General features: G+C 38.8%; 15 protein-coding genes. 9 read left to right on the top strand and 6 right to left on the bottom strand.

What is annotated here, in order from left to right:
- The first annotated feature begins 115 nt into the window (after positions 1–115).
- From ACTIEV_RS09025 to ACTIEV_RS09035, 3 genes are all read left to right on the top strand, one after another.
- Positions 116–1,288 carry a phospholipase D family protein gene (locus ACTIEV_RS09025; RefSeq protein WP_322197256.1) on the top strand — a complete coding sequence of 391 codons (1,173 nt, stop codon included), beginning with the start codon at positions 116–118 and terminating at the stop codon, positions 1,286–1,288.
- A 93-nt stretch (positions 1,289–1,381) separates the two neighbouring features.
- Positions 1,382–1,705 carry a helix-turn-helix domain-containing protein gene (locus tag ACTIEV_RS09030; RefSeq protein WP_322197257.1) on the top strand — a complete coding sequence of 108 codons (324 nt, stop codon included), beginning with the start codon at positions 1,382–1,384 and terminating at the stop codon, positions 1,703–1,705.
- Complete coding sequence (locus ACTIEV_RS09035) at positions 1,702–3,312, top strand: class I SAM-dependent methyltransferase (protein WP_322197258.1); 1,611 nt, start codon at positions 1,702–1,704, stop codon at positions 3,310–3,312. The genes ACTIEV_RS09030 and ACTIEV_RS09035 overlap by 4 nt, the downstream gene beginning before the upstream one ends.
- Positions 3,313–3,430: 118 nt before the next feature.
- Here ACTIEV_RS09035 and ACTIEV_RS09040 read toward each other — a convergent pair whose 3' ends face one another.
- Together ACTIEV_RS09040 and ACTIEV_RS09045 are read right to left on the bottom strand one after the other, a co-directional pair.
- Positions 3,431–4,405: a deoxyhypusine synthase family protein gene (locus ACTIEV_RS09040; RefSeq protein ID WP_250687144.1), complete on the bottom strand. Its 975-nt coding sequence runs from the start codon at positions 4,403–4,405 to the stop codon at positions 3,431–3,433.
- Between the two features lie 116 nt (positions 4,406–4,521).
- Positions 4,522–4,959: a hypothetical protein gene (locus ACTIEV_RS09045; RefSeq protein WP_322197259.1), complete on the bottom strand. Its 438-nt coding sequence runs from the start codon at positions 4,957–4,959 to the stop codon at positions 4,522–4,524.
- Between the two features lie 305 nt (positions 4,960–5,264).
- Here ACTIEV_RS09045 and ACTIEV_RS09050 point away from each other — a divergent pair, with 305 nt between their 5' ends.
- The 4 genes from ACTIEV_RS09050 to ACTIEV_RS09065 are packed head-to-tail and all read left to right on the top strand — an operon-like array spanning position 5,265 to position 8,297.
- On the top strand, positions 5,265–5,927 hold the full coding sequence (locus tag ACTIEV_RS09050; RefSeq protein ID WP_322197260.1) for an SdpI family protein: 663 nt from the start codon (positions 5,265–5,267) through the stop codon (positions 5,925–5,927).
- Positions 5,924–6,508: an ACP phosphodiesterase gene (locus ACTIEV_RS09055; RefSeq protein WP_322197261.1), complete on the top strand. Its 585-nt coding sequence runs from the start codon at positions 5,924–5,926 to the stop codon at positions 6,506–6,508. Before ACTIEV_RS09050 ends, ACTIEV_RS09055 begins: the two co-directional genes overlap by 4 nt.
- 40 nt (positions 6,509–6,548) lie before the next feature.
- Positions 6,549–7,145 (top strand): DUF2911 domain-containing protein, encoded by a 597-nt coding sequence (locus tag ACTIEV_RS09060; protein WP_322197262.1) that lies wholly within the window; start codon positions 6,549–6,551, stop codon positions 7,143–7,145.
- Between the two features lie 12 nt (positions 7,146–7,157).
- Positions 7,158–8,297, top strand: coding sequence for a cystathionine gamma-synthase (locus ACTIEV_RS09065; protein ID WP_322197263.1), 1,140 nt, complete (start codon positions 7,158–7,160; stop codon positions 8,295–8,297).
- A gap of 66 nt (positions 8,298–8,363) precedes the next feature.
- On the opposite strand, the gene ACTIEV_RS09070 is transcribed toward ACTIEV_RS09065, so the two are convergent.
- From ACTIEV_RS09070 to bla, 4 genes are all read right to left on the bottom strand, one after another.
- Positions 8,364–9,515, bottom strand: a complete 1,152-nt coding sequence (locus ACTIEV_RS09070; protein ID WP_322197264.1) for a methionine aminotransferase — start codon at positions 9,513–9,515, stop codon at positions 8,364–8,366.
- Positions 9,516–9,610: 95 nt separating this feature from the next.
- A complete protein-coding gene (locus ACTIEV_RS09075; RefSeq protein ID WP_322197265.1) occupies positions 9,611–10,909 on the bottom strand; it encodes a TolC family protein in 1,299 nt (432 codons plus the stop codon).
- Between the two features lie 58 nt (positions 10,910–10,967).
- A complete protein-coding gene (pyrH, locus tag ACTIEV_RS09080; protein ID WP_178887343.1) occupies positions 10,968–11,684 on the bottom strand; it encodes a UMP kinase in 717 nt (238 codons plus the stop codon).
- Positions 11,685–11,913: 229 nt separating this feature from the next.
- A complete protein-coding gene (bla, locus tag ACTIEV_RS09085; RefSeq protein WP_322197266.1) occupies positions 11,914–12,648 on the bottom strand; it encodes a BlaB/IND/MUS family subclass B1 metallo-beta-lactamase in 735 nt (244 codons plus the stop codon).
- A gap of 253 nt (positions 12,649–12,901) precedes the next feature.
- On the opposite strand from bla, the gene ACTIEV_RS09090 reads away from it, so the two are divergent.
- Positions 12,902–13,792 (top strand): hypothetical protein, encoded by an 891-nt coding sequence (locus tag ACTIEV_RS09090; protein ID WP_322197267.1) that lies wholly within the window; start codon positions 12,902–12,904, stop codon positions 13,790–13,792.
- Positions 13,793–14,375: 583 nt separating this feature from the next.
- Complete coding sequence (gene feoB / locus ACTIEV_RS09095; protein ID WP_439516372.1) at positions 14,376–16,517, top strand: ferrous iron transport protein B; 2,142 nt, start codon at positions 14,376–14,378, stop codon at positions 16,515–16,517.
- Positions 16,518–16,837: the final 320 nt, after the last annotated feature.

Consider the following 16,837-nt stretch of genomic DNA (forward strand, 5'->3'; position numbering starts at 1 on the left):
AATTCGGAGCTTTTTTGTTTTACACGATTACTAGAAATTATACTTTATTATTTTATAAATTTAATACTTGAAGGTTTTAAGTAATTTGTATTTTATTTGAAAAAATAGTCGAGTTATGAAAATCACAATACTAGGACAAGGATTTGAAAAAGAATCCGAGAATTCTGTTGGAAATTATTTAATGAAATTTTTAAAGGATAAAAATTTTCATAGCTTTTATGCGATTACCGCTTTTACAAGTTTCGCAGGTGTTACTGGTATTCAAAAACACTTGGAAAATGGGAAACATCTGAAAAACGTAACAATTATTACTGGCGTAGACCAAAAAGGTACATCGGAAGAGGCCTTAAGAGCATTACTTAAACTTAATATCAATTCTTATGTATTTTTTGTCCCACCACCATCACCAATTTTTCACCCGAAAATTTATTTATTTGAAGGCCAAAAAAAATCAGAATTAATAATTGGCTCTTCGAATCTTACTGTTAATGGCCTTTTCACTAATCTCGAAGCCTCAATTCTACTAAGTATTTCGAATCAAAAAGTTAGTGACAAAAAAACTTTAGAAAGATTGAAACAGTATTTCACTGGTCTTTTTGATTATAGTGACCCTAATTTAAAACCTTTAACAAATGAATTAATTACTGATTTAGTTAATGCTAAAATCGTACCCACAGAAACAGAAAGAAAGGAACTTCAAGACAAAAGAGAAGACTCGGATACGGTTGATACAAAAGCTATACTTTCTAAGATTTTTCCAAAAAGAACAAGTGCTAAAATCCCAAGAGATTTTCGGAGTATAAAAAAAGATATTATTAAAAAATCAGTACCCCCTTCCATACTCAAAGGACTAACTCTTTTATGGGAAAGCGGTCCACTAACTGAAAGGGATTTGAATATTCCTAAAGGACCTAACACGAATCCCACAGGATCAATGCTTTTTAAGAAAGGAAGAACTGATGCTATTGACCAAAGACACTACTTTCGTGATGTAGTTTTTGCTTCATTAAAATGGGTTTTCGATACACGAAAAGGCTCTTCACATTTAGAAAAAGCTGCTGGTTTATTTAGATTGGAGGTCTTGGGAAAAGACTATGGAACTTTCGCATTAACACTAACACATAATCCCAAAACCGATACCCAGTCTTATTTTCAAAAGAATTCAATGACTTCAATTAGCTGGGGTGACGCAAAACCTATTATAGCAAAGAAAAAACTTATTGGAAGAAGTGCAAAACTGTACAGAAGTTTCCCCAATAATGGCGAATATGTACTTATTATCAGTTAACTAGTTTTCATCTTCACAACTGTTAATAATTCATTATAAAAAAGATTTTTTAATAGGTGCCCACTACTTATTTTTGGACTGAAGTAGTCCAAAATGATATTTGAAAAAACCTTTGGTGAAACTGTCAGAAAGCTTAGAGAAGAAAGACAACTTACTTTACGAGAAGTAGCAGATGCATTAGCAATTGACATCTCTATGCTTAGTAAGGTTGAGAAAAATAATCGCAAGCCAACTAAACAATTAATATCAAAATTTGCTGAATATTTCGATGTTAGCACCAAAGATCTGATTATCGCTTTCTTAAGTGACGAAATTGCTTATCAAGTTTTAGAAGACTTAGATTTATCAAATAAAATATTTAAAGCTGCGGAAGGGAAAGTGAACTATCTAAAAAATAAAAAGAAGTCAAGAGTATGAAGCTAATAACGCAAGCATCAGCAGAAAAATTGAGAGGTGGATTTTATACTCCAGAGCCTATTGCGGAGTTTATATTAAAATGGGGCATTAATGGAAGTAAAAACTATGATATTCTTGAGCCAAGTTGTGGTGATGGTGTTTTTTTAGAACAACTTCAAAAACATAAATTAAAATATAAATCAGTTACAGCGATTGAGCTCGACAGGCAAGAAGCCCAAAAAGCTGATAAAATAAAGCTAAAAAATAAACAATTAATAAATACAGATTTTCATAAATTCTGCAATAATACTTTAGAAAGATTTGACTTAATAGTAGGTAACCCTCCATATATACGTTATCAATTTTTTGATAAGTTTCAGCAAATAGCTGCAGCAGATATTTTCATCAAAGCTGGTTTAACATATTCTAAGCTAACTAATGCTTGGGTTTCATTTGTAGTTGGATCATCACTTCTACTTAAAGAAAATGGAGGTAAAATAGGCTTTGTTTTACCTGCCGAAATTCTTCAAGTTTCTTTCGCCCAGCAACTCAGGCATTTCATTTCGAGTTTTTATAATAAAATAAACATTATTTCTTTTGAAAAATTAGTATTCCCTGATATTCAACAAGAAGTAGTTTTATTGTTATGTGAAAAGAACAATAGCAAGAACCATAACATTGAGCATATTGAATTACATGATGCAAGTGAACTAGCGTTTTTGGATGTTGCAAGACTGAAAAGCCCTCGTAAGAGAATTGATTTTAAAAGTAATAAATGGACATTCTATTTTTTAGATCAAGAAGAAATTGATTTTCTTGAGAATATCTCTATTAAGCGAAATATTCCTACACTTGGAAAATTTGCAAATGTTGAAGTCGGAATAACTACAGGTTCAAATGATTTTTTTACTGTGCCGCTAACAACTGTTGAGGAATATGATTTGCACAATTATGCTAAGCCGATGGTTGGGAGAAGCGTCCAAGTAAATAGCATAATATTTACTGAGAAAGACTGGGAAAAAAATAAATTTTCAAAAGCAAAGGCTCATCTCTTAGTATTCCCAGAAAGCAAACTATTAAATAAAAAAAATGGGGCTGTAAGGTATATTTCTCATGGAGAATCAATTGGTATTAACAAAGGCTACAAAACAAGTATTCGTGATGATTGGTTTGTAGTGCCTTCTCTAAAAATTTCTGACGCCCTTTTTATAAGGCGAAATAATTTATATCCACGATTGATCATAAATCAAGCTAAGGCATATACAACTGATACAATGCATAGAGTATTTCTGAAGCCAGGAACCGAACTCAATGCATTTACCGCAAGTTATTATAACTCGCTTTCATTAGCATTTGCAGAAGTTTGTGGTCGTAGCCATGGAGGCGGGGTACTAGAATTGATGCCCAATGAAGCCGAGAAAATCCTTCTCCCTTATCATAAGGCTAATAGCTATCTGCTTAAAAAAATTGATACCCTAATTAGAAAAAAAGCTTCCATTGATGATATAGTCAAAATGACAAATCAATCAATATTAAAAGATCATTATGGTATGAGTGAAAAAGAAATTAAAATTGCTCATACAATTTGGAAAAAATTGTCCACTAGACGGTTAAATAGGAGCAAATGATTTTATTCCGAAATACCTCTTCTAACAAAAAATATAAGTTATAAGCAACACTTTACCTCAGTGAGTTAAAAAACTACACCAGATTACCTCTTAACAATAATGGTAATCCTGAATTATCTTACCACCCTAACAAATACGCAAAGATCAAAGGCGCTACAATCGTAGCATCACTCTCTACAATATATTTAGGCGTATGGATATCTAATTTACCCCAGGTAATCTTTTCATTCGGTACCGCACCGGAATAAGAACCATAAGAAGTAGTGGAATCACTGATCTGACAGAAATAACTCCAGAAAGGAACATCATGCCATTCCAGATCTTGGTACATCATTGGCACTACGCAAATCGGGAAATCACCTGCAATACCACCACCGATCTGGAAGAATCCAACACCTTTACCACCACTGTTCTGACGATACCAATCGGCCAACCATACCATGTATTCGATACCACTTTTTACTGTGCTCGCTTTTAATTCGTTTTTGATTACATAGCTGGCAAAGATGTTACCGGTAGTACTGTCTTCCCAACCCGGCACCACGATCGGCAGATTTTTTTCAGCAGCAGCTACAATCCAGCTGTTCTTAGGATCAATTTCATAGTATTGTTTCAGATCACCACTCAATACTGTTTTGTATAAAAATTCATGTGGAAAATAACGCTCACCTTTTGCTTCAGCATCTTGCCATTGTTTCAATAAGTGCTTTTGTAATCTTCTGAATGCTTCTTCCTCAGGAATACAAGTATCTGTTACACGATTGTAATGGTTCTCTAATAAATCCCACTCATCTTGAGGAGTAAGATCTCTGTAATTAGGCACTCTTTTATAATGACTATGTGCCACCAGATTCATCACATCTTCTTCCAAATTGGCACCGGTACAACTGATGATGGCCACTTTATCTTGACGAATCATTTCTGCCAGACTAATCCCCAGTTCAGCAGTACTCATGGCGCCTGCCAAGCTTACCAGCATTTTTCCGCCTTCCAGCAAATGGGTTTCATATCCTTTTGCTGCATCAACCAATGCAGCGGCATTGAAATGTCTGTAATGATGCATAATAAACTGAGAAACAGGCCCTTTCGTCATATTCGGTGATTTTGAGGGGCAAAAGTAAATTTTTTAAACGGTTCGGGAAAGTGCAATTAAAATAAAAAAGCCCCCCAGCCTATTGACCGGGAGGACTTCCGATTAACCAAACCAACTTATTTACTCTTCTCAAAAATGGTCACATTGCCGTACAATGAAACTTCCAGAATCTTACGGTCTGCGTCATTTTCTAAGGAAACAAAATATTTTCTTTCGCCATTGAATTCAAATTCAATCGTTTCAGTGACTTTGTATTTACCATAACTTTTTCTGATCTTTTGAATGGCGTTCAATGGTAAACGTTTCAGATCTGTTTTTCTTGAAGTGCCAATCATATCTCCTGAGGCATTGAAGAAAGCTTCTACCTGCTCTCCTTCAATCGTGAATTTTGCCTTGCTATAATCTTCAGTAACTGTCCAGTTAACATCCGTAGCATCAGTAAATTGCACTTGAAATGCAGTCAATACGCGGTAACTAACTTTGCTTACATCTGAAGCAAATACTTGACTGCCAATCATAGCAGCAATCAAAGTGGTTAAAAAAATCTTTTTCATGTTTTCTGTTTTTTAAGTTTAAGTATGATGATGTATATCTTTCGGTTGACAAATCAAAACTAGTGCTTACAATACCCGACATCCATTCTTTATGACCAATGCGATCAGAAGATTACTTCAGTATTATGAGCGGTGTTAATGACTATGTTAACAGGAGTTAATAGACAGCTGAAACCCTTATCAACATTGCATTTCAAAAAGTTTCATAATAAAAAGATAAAGGCGTTATGGTGTGGTTAATTTTTAGAAGTGGTGAACCAATACTTAGATGACAAAGCTGTTGTATCTTTAAGCAAAGCCTTACCATGAGACGAGTTTTTACATCCCCGCTTCTGGCAGTGGTTATTTTAGCATTGCCATTTCTGTATCTGGGTATACAATACGCAAGCTTACCCGATACCGTACCTGTACATTTCAATGCAGAAGGAGTAGCTGATGGATTTGGATCAAAATCTTCCTTATGGCTACACACCTGTATTATCTCTGTAGTTGCCTTAAGCACTTATTTACTCATCAGCAACCTACATAAAATTGATCCGAAAAAAACAGCCAAAACCTCTGCTGCTACCTTGCATCTTATAGCGATTGTTATTGTATTGTTTCTTTCCGTGATCAATATCAGCATTACATATAGTGCTGTCAACTATCCTGCTAGTTTTAATCTTACAACAGTTGTTCTATTCGCTGTTGGACTTTTATTATCGTTTATAGGCTATCAGATGCGTACGATACAACCCAATTATTTTATTGGTTTACGATTACCCTGGACATTAGAAGATGATGACAATTGGAACGCTACACATCGGTTGGCTGCTCAACTTTGGATTCCCGGTGGATTGATCATTGCCATTATTGCCTGGTTATTGCCTTTTTTTAGTGCATTTATCACCACCATCATCATCACAATCATCATGATCATCATTCCGGCTATATTTTCTTACCGCTTTTTCAGAAAAAAACAGGCATGAATTATCTCGCACATGCTTTTTTATCTTTTAATAAACCGGGATTGCTGATCGGTAATATGATCAGCGATTTTGTCAAGGGAAAAAAACAGTTTGACTATACACCCGATATTCAAAAAGGCATCAGGCTGCACAGAATGATCGATACATTCACTGATGCACACGAGGCCACACAAGCAGCAAAACAACTATTAAAACCTGCTGTGGGTCCTTATGCAGGTGCTTTTATAGATGTAGTTTACGATCACTTTTTAGCCATCGATACAAATATGTTATCCGATCAGGAATGGAAAGCATTTGCAGAACAGACTTATGCTACTTTACATGCACATGAATCATTGTTACCGGAAAAGTTTGCCAGAATGCTTCCTTATATGAGCAGTCAGAACTGGTTATACAATTACCGTCACAAATGGGGGATCCAAAAAAGTTTTGAGGGGGTGGTACGAAGAGCCTCATATCTGGAAGATAGTACTGCTGCCTATCGGTTATTTGAAGATCATTACACGATTCTACAGGAAGCATACCATACATTTTTCCCTGATGTTAAAAAAATGGCTACTGCCTTTTCAAACACTTTGTGAAACGCTTATGCAGCTATCTTTGCCAAAAAATAAATACCACATGAAGTTTCTATTGCTGAGTATTTCATTACTAGTCAACTTTTGCATGTTCGCCCAACAAAAACCGACAGATCTGGATAAGTCGCCCATGGATATGAGCTACTGGCCTGCTAACTACCCCATTCTTAAACTCAGTGGTAAAGCAAAAGATGCTCCTATTGCACGTGTTATTTATGGCAGACCTTTAAAAAGCGGACGCGATATTTTTGGAGGTATCATCAAGTACAATGAAATATGGAGACTAGGTGCCAATGAAGCTTCAGAAGTAGAGTTTTTCAAGAATATACGTATCGACGGTAAATTGGTACCCAAGGGAAGATATACTTTGTATTGTGTACCAACAGAAGATAAATGGACCATGATCTTGAATAAAGACAATTTCTGTTGGGGTAATTTTAATTATGACGCAAAAAAAGACTTATTGAGAACAGAGATTGATATCGCCAGAAACAATGAAACCGTTGAAGCATTCACCATTTATTTTGAAGAAACCAAAAACAACGGTGCCCAAATGATTATTTTATGGGATGATCTAAAAGCAATATTACCCATGACCTTTATCGAAGATGCACCCGTAAAAACTACTAAAAAGAATTAAACCATCCCTTGTATGAAACTTGCTACAAAATATATACATGCCGGTACAGAACCCGATCCATCTACCGGTGCGATTATGACACCTATTTATCAAACTTCTACTTATGTGCAGGAAGCACCCGGAGTAAATAAAGGTTTTGAATATGCCAGAAGTCAGAATCCTACCCGAAAAGCATTAGAAGAAGCATACGCGCAAATCGAAAATGGAAAATACGGACTGGCATTTAGCAGTGGTGTAGCAGCTACCGATGCCGTCATTAAACTCTTATCGCCCGGCGATGAAGTGATTGCAGCCAATGATATGTATGGTGGTACTTATCGCTTATTCACCAAAGTGTTTGAGAAATTTGGTATTCAGTTCAAGTATGTAGATACAACCAATACTGAAAATGTAGCGGCAGCCATCTCAGCAAACACAAAACTTATCTGGATTGAAACACCTACCAATCCACTGATGAATATCACAGATATTGCTGCAGTGGCAGCCATTTCAAAAAAAGCAGGGGCATTGCTTTGTGTTGACAACACTTTTGCTTCCCCCTATTTACAAAATCCTTTAGACCTGGGTGCAGATATCGTGATGCATTCTGCTACCAAATACCTGGGTGGACATAGTGATGTGATTCAAGGATGTTTAATAATGAATGATGCGGATCTGCGTGAAAAATTATACTTCATTCAAAAAAGTTGCGGTGCTGTTCCCGGACCGATGGATTGTTTTTTGGTGTTGAGAGGTATTAAAACCTTGCATGTTAGAATGCAGCGCCATTGTGAGAACGGAGAAAAGATGGCTAATTTTCTACGCACTCATCCAAAAGTACAACAAGTGTATTGGTGTGGCTTTACAGATCATCCCGGTTATGCCGTTGCCAGTCAACAAATGCGTGGCTTTGGTGGTATGATGAGCTTCACTTTAAAAGATGATAGTGTTGAGAATGCCAAACGTGTATTATCATCAACCCATGTATTTGCACTCGCAGAAAGTTTGGGTGGTGTTGAATCACTCATCAACCATCCGGCATCTATGACACACGCTTCTATTCCAAGAGAAGAAAGAATTAAAAATGGATTGAGTGATAGTTTGATCAGACTCAGTGTAGGTATTGAAGATATCGATGATTTGATCGCTGATATTGATCAGGCCATCGGATGATTTTCGTTGGATACAATTTCACAAAAAAGAAGCCGTCTCAATAACATAATTGAGGCGGTTTCTTTTTTATTTGATCCTTAATAATTTTTCAATCGCTTTATCCAAAGTGGCTTCTTGTTTAGCAAAACAAAAACGAATGACTTTATCATCTTTCCCATCTTTATAGAATGCAGAAACAGGTATGGTAGCTACGCCATATTCAGTTGTTAGTCGCTTGGCAAAGACCATATCCGGTTCATCACTGATAGCTGCATAACTGTAACACTCAAAATAACTTCCATGAGATGGAATACATTGAAAAGGGGTTTGTTCCATTTGTTTTCTGAAATAATCTCTTTTCAGCTGTATCTGAGCACCCAATTCCAGATAAGCCTGCGCATCATCCAAGTAAGTAGCCAGTGCAACTTGTTTAGGTGTATCACAAGTAAAACAATTGAACTGATGCACTTTTCGAAACTCTTTCATCAATTCAGATGAACTGATACAATAACCTAATTTCCATCCCGTACAGTGATAGGTTTTACCAAAAGAAAAACATACAAAGCTGCGTTTCAATAATTCAGGATAACGAAGAATGCTTTGATGTGTGAGTCCATCAAAGATCAAATGCTCATACACTTCATCACTCAGAATAATGATATTCGTTCCTTCTACCAAACTGGCTAAAGCTTGCATATCAGCAGCAGATAAAACAGCGCCGGTAGGATTATGCGGTGAGTTGATCATGATCATCCTTGTTCTGCTCGTGATCTTTTGTTTGACCTCCTCCCAAGGAATACTATAATCTGGATAATTCAAAGCGATGCGAACGGCAACTGCCCCATTGATCTCAATATTCGGAATATAACTATCGTATGCCGGTTCAAATACAATCACTTCATCACCGGGTTGTAAAACGGCTGTCAATGCAGTATAGATGGCATAAGTGCCACCGGGAGTAATGGTGATATCTGTTTCTGCATCCACAGCAGTAGCATACAGTTGCTGCACTTTTGCTACCAGTTTTTGACGCAATAACGGATAACCATTCATATGCACATATTGATTGGCGCCATCACGCATGGCTTTGGCTACCAGCTCATGCAGTGTTGGGTTCATGGGGAAGTCAGGAAATCCTTGTCCGAGATTCACCGCATTATACTGCGCTGCCAGCTGACTCATCACAGTAAAAATGGTAGTCCCTACATCCGGTAGTTTAGAAAGGATCGATACAGACACGTTGAATAATTTATTCCGGCAATTTACGAACGGAAATGCATTCGCCGTTGATCATTCATTCAACTGATACTGTTTAATATTGAAATCAAAAAGAGTTACGGGGTAATTTGATTGGCCAGTCTTTTCAATTCAATCTCAGCCAACTTAGCCGTATAATTCAGGTTCAACAATCGGAAACCCGATGTTTCAAAACTTTGTTGTGCCTGTCTAACATCAATGATGGTAGCCTGATTGAGTTCAAAGCGTTTTAAAACGAGGTCAACCAATTGCATGGAGAGTTTATAATTTTCAACCTCTGTTTCCAATTGTTGCAGCGCATTTTTATATGCCTGATAGGTTCTAACAGCGCCTGTTTCCAAGGTTTGCACCAATGTTTCTTTTTGTAGCACAGCATTTTTTGAATTGATCTCTGCTACTTGTTGCTGACGCTTGAATGCCGTACCATTATAAATGGGAATACTCAGGTTCAAACTAATAAACGGACCATAACTCTGGTTCTGCAAAATGAAACCTGCACCACTTCTTGTATTGTTGAAATTATATCCGGTATTGGCGCGAAGAGTAGGCATACCCAATGCTTCTGTTTCTTTTTCAATCAGTTCATTGATCTTGATCTGTTCATTTGCACTCAATAACTGCGGATTGTCTTTCAACTTGGTACGAATATTTTCCAATGAAAGGTTACGCTCAACGATGATGGTATCCTGAATGGTAATGGTGGAATCCGGATTGAGGAATAATAAATTCAGCAAATCGGTTTTGCCTTGTTGTATCACCAATGCTTGCTGCTGTTTCAATTGTACTTGTGCGTTCAAATCCAATCTGGCCTGGAAAATATCGGCGTTATTGGATAATCCGGCTTCTTTGCGAGCCATTAGGATATCCAATCTTTTTTGAAACACATCAATGGATTGTTCAATGGTTTTAATAAACTCCTGTTGACGAACCACATCATAATAACGGGTGGCTACGGCTGCCATGGTATTTTGAATCTGAGCATCCAACAGGTAACGGTTTTGGATCACCAATTCATTCAAACGCTTTTTAGTAGTGACCACCCGATAGCCATTGGATAAAAGAATGGTACCGGTAACACCCACACTCAGGTTATTCGAGCTAACATTGTTACGAGTTGTATTTCTAGATGGATCCGGAAATTTTTGGTTGATGGAAACGATCTGTTCATTGTCATTGGCGGTTGCTGTAACCGTAGGCAATGCACCGGCAACACCCGGATGATTATTGATGGTGCTGATCTCTACATTATTCTTAGCCAATTGAATATCGAGGCTATTCTTCAGTGCAAGATTGATGGCATCTGAAAGTGTAAGGCGACCTTGTGATAGCGCCATTCCTGCATTCAGACAACAAACGAGTATCAATAGTTTTTTCATTGGAGTGAAATTACCAACAGCATTCAACAATAACCCTTGTTTTTACACCAACGGGCGATCAGCTTACAAAAGTGCCTACATTCATCCCTTCAACCACTTTCAGCAGGTTTCCGGGTTTGTTCATATCAAACACAATAATGGGGAGTTTGTTTTCCATGCAAAGGGTGAAAGCCGTCATATCCATCACTTTCAGGTTATTGGTGATACATTCCTGAAAACTGATTTTATCATATTTAGTGGCAGTAGGATCTTTCTCCGGATCCGCTGTATATACGCCATCAACACGGGTACCCTTTAAAATCACATCTGCTTTCATCTCAATGGCACGAAGAGAACCTGCTGTATCTGTTGTGAAATAAGGATTACCGGTACCTGCTCCAAAAATCACCACCCTTCCTTTCTCCAAATGACGCAAAGCTTTTCTGCGGATATAAGGCTCAGCTACCTGCTCCATATTGATGGCACTTTGTAAACGGGTATACACGCCAATCTTCTCCAACATCGCCTGCATCGCCATGGCATTGATCACCGTAGCCAGCATACCCATATAATCGCCATGTGCTCGCTCAATACCACTCTCTGCCTCATTCATGCCTCGATAAATATTTCCTCCACCAATCACAATCGCTACCTGAACCCCTAAATTGGTCACGAGTTTGATATCGTGCGCATATTGTTCAATGATCTGCGGGTTGAATGGATCACCATTTTTTTGATCGCCTAATAAGGCTTCACCCGATAACTTGAGGAGGATTCTTTTGAACTTAGGAAGCATGGGAATGATTTGTTTGCAAATAACCTGAATTTTTGGTCAAATGCCAAATGAGAGAATGGCGGATGTCTGATGTCTGATGTCTGATTTGATTAGCAGAAGATTAGCGATGAGCTGCAGGCTGCACGCTACAGGCTACAAGGGGTTTGATGAATTCCCTCATGCGTCTCTGAGGTAATAGTCCTTAAGACTCCTGTGTCGAACAAATAAACCATACCCCATGAACTATAACCTATGAGCCATCAGCTACCAGCAAATCCGCCATTTCTATGGAGTGCTTCAATGAGTTGAGATCATTCCAGTCGCTATGCGCAACAATGATGTGTTTGGGAGACGGGTATTTTTGTTGTACTCTTTTTAAGGTGTTGGCATATTCTTTCACATTACCATCTCCTAAAAATCCTAGATTGGTATCCGAAGCACCTTTGATCAAACATCCGCCATACAATACTTTCTCTGTGGGAAACCAAATCACAATATTATCTTCCGTATGACCCGGACCCGGATAAAATATTTCAAATCGGTAATTCCCAACCTGAAACAAAGTGTCTTTATTCATGAGAAAAGCAGCTCGCTTCGCAGCATTCTTTTTACTCAGTTCATCTGTTTTTCGAGTAGTATAAGTCTTGATACCTTTTTGATGATAATATTCCAATCCCGCTGTTTTATCGCTATGCCAATGGGTAGCAAAAGCCATGATGACGGGTTGATGATGTCTGGCTTGTATGCTGTCTAACAAAGGCTGAAACTGCGTAGTATCCCAAGGTGTATCAAACATGACCACACCATCCTTTGTAACCACATACATTCCATTCGCAGGTACTTGTGTATTTTGATAAGTATTGTACGTGGTGTAGATATAAAAAATATTTGTAAGTGCTGTGATCTTGAGTTTGGGGTTTGTTGATTGTGCAATCAACGGTGTGATTAAAAAAAGAAAGCCAAAAGACAATAATAATTTACGCATAAAATAGATAATGAGGATTTGAAGCAATATACCCATTTACAGTCATCCTAAGGAGCGTTTATAGCATCATCCGAAACTTTTGGAAAGTTTTAGAACTTTCCAAAAGTTCATCTGTACCCTTCGTCGTCATTTCCGACTCTCGTCGGAAGACTCCTTAGGGTGACAACTTTATCTTATATAACAACTCCTTACTTATATTTGGAATATGATAACCTGTTTAGGATATTATGATTCAATAAAACAATCCAATACTATGAATCTACTTTCAGTTCTTCGATCCGGTTTTTGTATAGCAGCCATGCTCATAACACAGGATACCATTGCGCAGATGACTACGCAATTCCTTGAACCCAATATATCCATCACCTATGATACCACCCGATTCAAACCCTACAAGCGTGATATTTTTACCTTTCGGGTGCAGGGCGAACAGACTGAAATAAAATTGAGTCCCGGACTTTCGGAAAAAGCCCCTTCACTTGATAATAAAAAAACAACCAATCTTTCTGAACTGGAAGACTACTATAAAAATACAATAGACAGACTAAAAAAGGATCCCGGCTCCTTTTCTTTATCGGGCAATCCAGTGATTGAATATGAGCGAAAACCCTTAAAAATGGGATCGTTTCGAGGTTTTAGTTTTGTTGAGGAAGGTAAGAGTGATAAAAAACGTTATGCGCAGATATTTGCAAGTCATCTGTCTGCCAACGATTACACATCCATTCACTTACGCTCATTTGAGCAGAAACCGGTGGACATTCAATATCAAATACTGACCGAATTCCTAAAAGGTTTTAAATCCTATTCAGCAGCAGAATTAGCTACACATGAAGCAGATATCCGAAAGAAATATACCGTAGTGGTGAGTAAGGCGGAGACTGTTCCGGCTTCATTACAGCAACGTGCAAAAGAATATATTGCCCTCGTACGCACCAAAGAGCCGATGCAAGACAAGATCAAAGAAGTATACATATCTGTTGATGGCTACGCAGAAGTTTTTTCGCCCAATGAAAAAGGTGAAATCTATATCGCCACGAAAAGTAATAAAAAAGGAATGATAGAAAGAACAGGTAGACTGATCGTCATTTCACCCATCGGTAAACACATCAGTATTCCATTTAGCTTTCAATATGAACAGCAATGATCTTGTACCGATATCACTTGGAATATACTATTGCGCATAGATTCTAGTCCCCCATTTCCAGCAGAATAAACCCTGAAAAAACAGGAATACCATTAATGATATTAGTGTAGGTATTGCTTTTCTGCAGGGTGTACTTTCTAGACTCTACCACTCATCTTCAAAAGATGCAGCTTCCCACGATCGTCTCCCGAGGTAAGAGGGGGACGTTGCGGAGAACTTCTTTTTTGGATCGGGGTGACATTCCGGTATCACCCCGTTACAAGTCCGTTATAAGTCCGTTATAAGTCCGTTATCGGTCCGTATTCCAAGCGGTATTCATTCGAGTTTCATTTGATATTCATCCGCCCTCCATTCGTATTATATCAACCCTCCCCCTAGGTATCAGCTTATCGCCCCCTTATCTATCTAAGGTCGTTCATTATGATTGCTTGGGGTTTTGCCAAAGAAAACCCCAAGAAGACCCGAAAGAAGTACGGCATATGTAATACGTAAGTGCGCTAATGAGTAAAAACGATTTGTTCATACACCCGTCACCCTTCGTCGGCGACGAAGGGTTCCCAATCTCGTAACTACCTACCCCGTATTGCCACTACTTTTGCAACCACATCCATTGAGCCACAAGAAATTACATATCGCCTTGGTAGGTAACCCGAATAGCGGGAAGAGTTCGCTCTTCAACAGCCTTACCGGATTGAACCAGAAAGTGGGCAACTTTCCCGGTGTTACCGTTGACAAAAAGACCGGCAGCACCCGTTTGGATGACCGCACCGAAGCTGAACTCATTGACCTGCCCGGTACATATAGTCTGTATCCGCGCAGGGCCGATGAATGGGTGGCGTACAAGGTGCTCATGGGCGCCGATACCGATCTGAAAGCTGATGTAGTATTGCTCGTGGCCGATGCCAGCAACCTCAAACGCAACCTGCTCTTCTGTAGTCAGATGATTGATCTGAAGATTCCGGTAGTGATGGCACTCACCATGAATGATATCGCTTCCAAAAAAGGTATCAAGATCGATATCAGTGGACTAGAAGCCGATCTCGGTATTCCCGTTGTGGCAGTGAACCCCAGAAAAAACAAAGGTCTCAACGAACTCAAGAAAGTATTGGCACAGGTATCCAGACTGGGTAACAGTGCCGTACCTCGTGATTTCATCGACAATAAAAAACTGGCAGCGCCATCCATCGATGCCATTCAACAACTCGATGGCTCTTTGAGTGATTATGCTGCTGTACATTATCTCATCAACCACGAAAGTTTTCCACTCAGCGAAACTGTTCAGCAAAAAATAGAACAGATAGAGATCGATCATAAATTCAATCCTACCAAAACACAGGCTGAAGAAATCATGCATCGATACACACGTATCCGCCAGATCATGCAGCAAAATGTATTGGAGCCCGGACCGCTTGAGAAAAAACTCTTTACCGATAAATTAGACAACCTACTTCTACATCATACCTGGGGTTATGTGATCTTGTTATCCGTTCTCTTTCTCTTGTTCCAAAGTATTTTCTGGCTCGCCGCATTTCCGATGGATGGTATTGAATGGGGCTTTGCTGAGATCAGCGGATGGTTGGGTACGCATCTTCCTTCCGGCTGGTGGAGTGATCTCATCATCAATGGACTGGTAGCCGGTTTGAGCGGCATCCTGGTTTTCGTTCCACAGATCATGATCCTTTTCGGATTGATCACCATTCTCGAAGACACCGGTTATATGGCGCGCATCAGTTTCCTCAGTGATAGACTCATGCGTAAAGTTGGATTGAACGGTAAAAGCGTGATGCCCATGGTGAGTGGTTTTGCTTGCGCTGTTCCTGCCATCATGAGTGCTCGTAATATCGAGAACAGAAAAGAACGTTTGCTCACCATCATGGTTACACCACTCATGAGTTGTAGTGCACGTTTACCGGTATACACGATTTTGATTTCTTTGGTGATTGATGATACTTATTATTTGGGCTTTCTCAGTTTACAAGGTTTGGTGATGATGGCACTCTACTTACTCGGTACAGTGATGGCACTCATCGTGAGTTATGTGATGAAGTGGTTCATCAAGATCAGTGAGAAAAGTTTCTTCATCCTCGAACTCCCCATCTACCGTGCCCCTCGTTGGAAAAATGTAGTCATCACCATGGTAGAGAAAGCACGCATCTTCGTTACCGATGCGGGTAAAGTCATCATGGTCATCAGCTTATTGCTGTGGTTCTTGAGTAGTTATGGTCCGGGGGACAGAATGGAAAAAACGGAGACAAAATATGTAGCACTGATCCAGCAAATGCCTGATCAGATTGATTCTTTACAAAGACAATTGTCTACCGAAAAATTACAGAACTCTTATGCCGGTATCCTCGGACAATTCATTGAACCTGCGATTCAACCTTTAGGATACGATTGGAAAATTGGTATCTCTCTCATCACTTCTTTTGCGGCACGTGAAGTATTTGTGGGCACCATGGCTACACTCTATAGTGTGGAAGAATCGGATGATAGTTCTTTACGTGCCAAACTGCAATCTGCGAAACATGCGGATGGTTCTAAAGTATATACACTGGCTGCGGCACTTTCACTCATGGTGTTTTATGTGTTGGCGATGCAGTGTATGAGTACACTCGCTGTTGTAAAGCGTGAAACCAAAAGTTGGAAATGGCCCACCATTCAATTGATCTACATGACCGTTCTTGCTTACGGAATGAGTTGGATTACTTATATACTGTTTAGTTAAAAACAAATTATCTGCGTCAATCATGACAATCCGCTCCATCTGCGTTCCATTTACAACTATATAGAACACGGATTTTCATGATTTTCATGATCTACGCTGATTCAATTCGTGTACCACAAAAACTATCTGCGTCAATCATGATAATCCGCTCCATCTGCGTTCCATTTACAACTATATAGAACACGGATTTTCATGATTTTCATGATCTACGCTGATTCAATTCGTGTACCACAAAAACTATCTGCGTCAATCATGATAATCCGCTCCATCTGCGTTCCATTTACAACTATATAGAACACGGATTTTCATGATTTTCATGA

The organism is Sediminibacterium sp. (genome assembly GCF_051861365.1).
Lineage (GTDB): Bacteria > Bacteroidota > Bacteroidia > Chitinophagales > Chitinophagaceae > Sediminibacterium.

What these genes read in the sequence shown, in the direction of transcription:
- ACTIEV_RS09025 (WP_322197256.1), top strand. Translation starts at nt 116, where the DNA reads ATGAAAATCACAATACTAGGACAAGGATTTGAAAAAGAATCCGAGAAT.
- ACTIEV_RS09030 (WP_322197257.1), top strand. Translation starts at nt 1,382, where the DNA reads ATGATATTTGAAAAAACCTTTGGTGAAACTGTCAGAAAGCTTAGAGAA.
- ACTIEV_RS09035 (WP_322197258.1), top strand. Translation starts at nt 1,702, where the DNA reads ATGAAGCTAATAACGCAAGCATCAGCAGAAAAATTGAGAGGTGGATTT.
- ACTIEV_RS09040 (WP_250687144.1), bottom strand. Translation starts at nt 4,405, where the DNA reads ATGACGAAAGGGCCTGTTTCTCAGTTTATTATGCATCATTACAGACAT.
- ACTIEV_RS09045 (WP_322197259.1), bottom strand. Translation starts at nt 4,959, where the DNA reads ATGAAAAAGATTTTTTTAACCACTTTGATTGCTGCTATGATTGGCAGT.
- ACTIEV_RS09050 (WP_322197260.1), top strand. Translation starts at nt 5,265, where the DNA reads ATGAGACGAGTTTTTACATCCCCGCTTCTGGCAGTGGTTATTTTAGCA.
- ACTIEV_RS09055 (WP_322197261.1), top strand. Translation starts at nt 5,924, where the DNA reads ATGAATTATCTCGCACATGCTTTTTTATCTTTTAATAAACCGGGATTG.
- ACTIEV_RS09060 (WP_322197262.1), top strand. Translation starts at nt 6,549, where the DNA reads ATGAAGTTTCTATTGCTGAGTATTTCATTACTAGTCAACTTTTGCATG.
- ACTIEV_RS09065 (WP_322197263.1), top strand. Translation starts at nt 7,158, where the DNA reads ATGAAACTTGCTACAAAATATATACATGCCGGTACAGAACCCGATCCA.
- ACTIEV_RS09075 (WP_322197265.1), bottom strand. Translation starts at nt 10,909, where the DNA reads ATGAAAAAACTATTGATACTCGTTTGTTGTCTGAATGCAGGAATGGCG.
- pyrH (WP_178887343.1), bottom strand. Translation starts at nt 11,684, where the DNA reads ATGCTTCCTAAGTTCAAAAGAATCCTCCTCAAGTTATCGGGTGAAGCC.
- bla (WP_322197266.1), bottom strand. Translation starts at nt 12,648, where the DNA reads ATGCGTAAATTATTATTGTCTTTTGGCTTTCTTTTTTTAATCACACCG.
- ACTIEV_RS09090 (WP_322197267.1), top strand. Translation starts at nt 12,902, where the DNA reads ATGAATCTACTTTCAGTTCTTCGATCCGGTTTTTGTATAGCAGCCATG.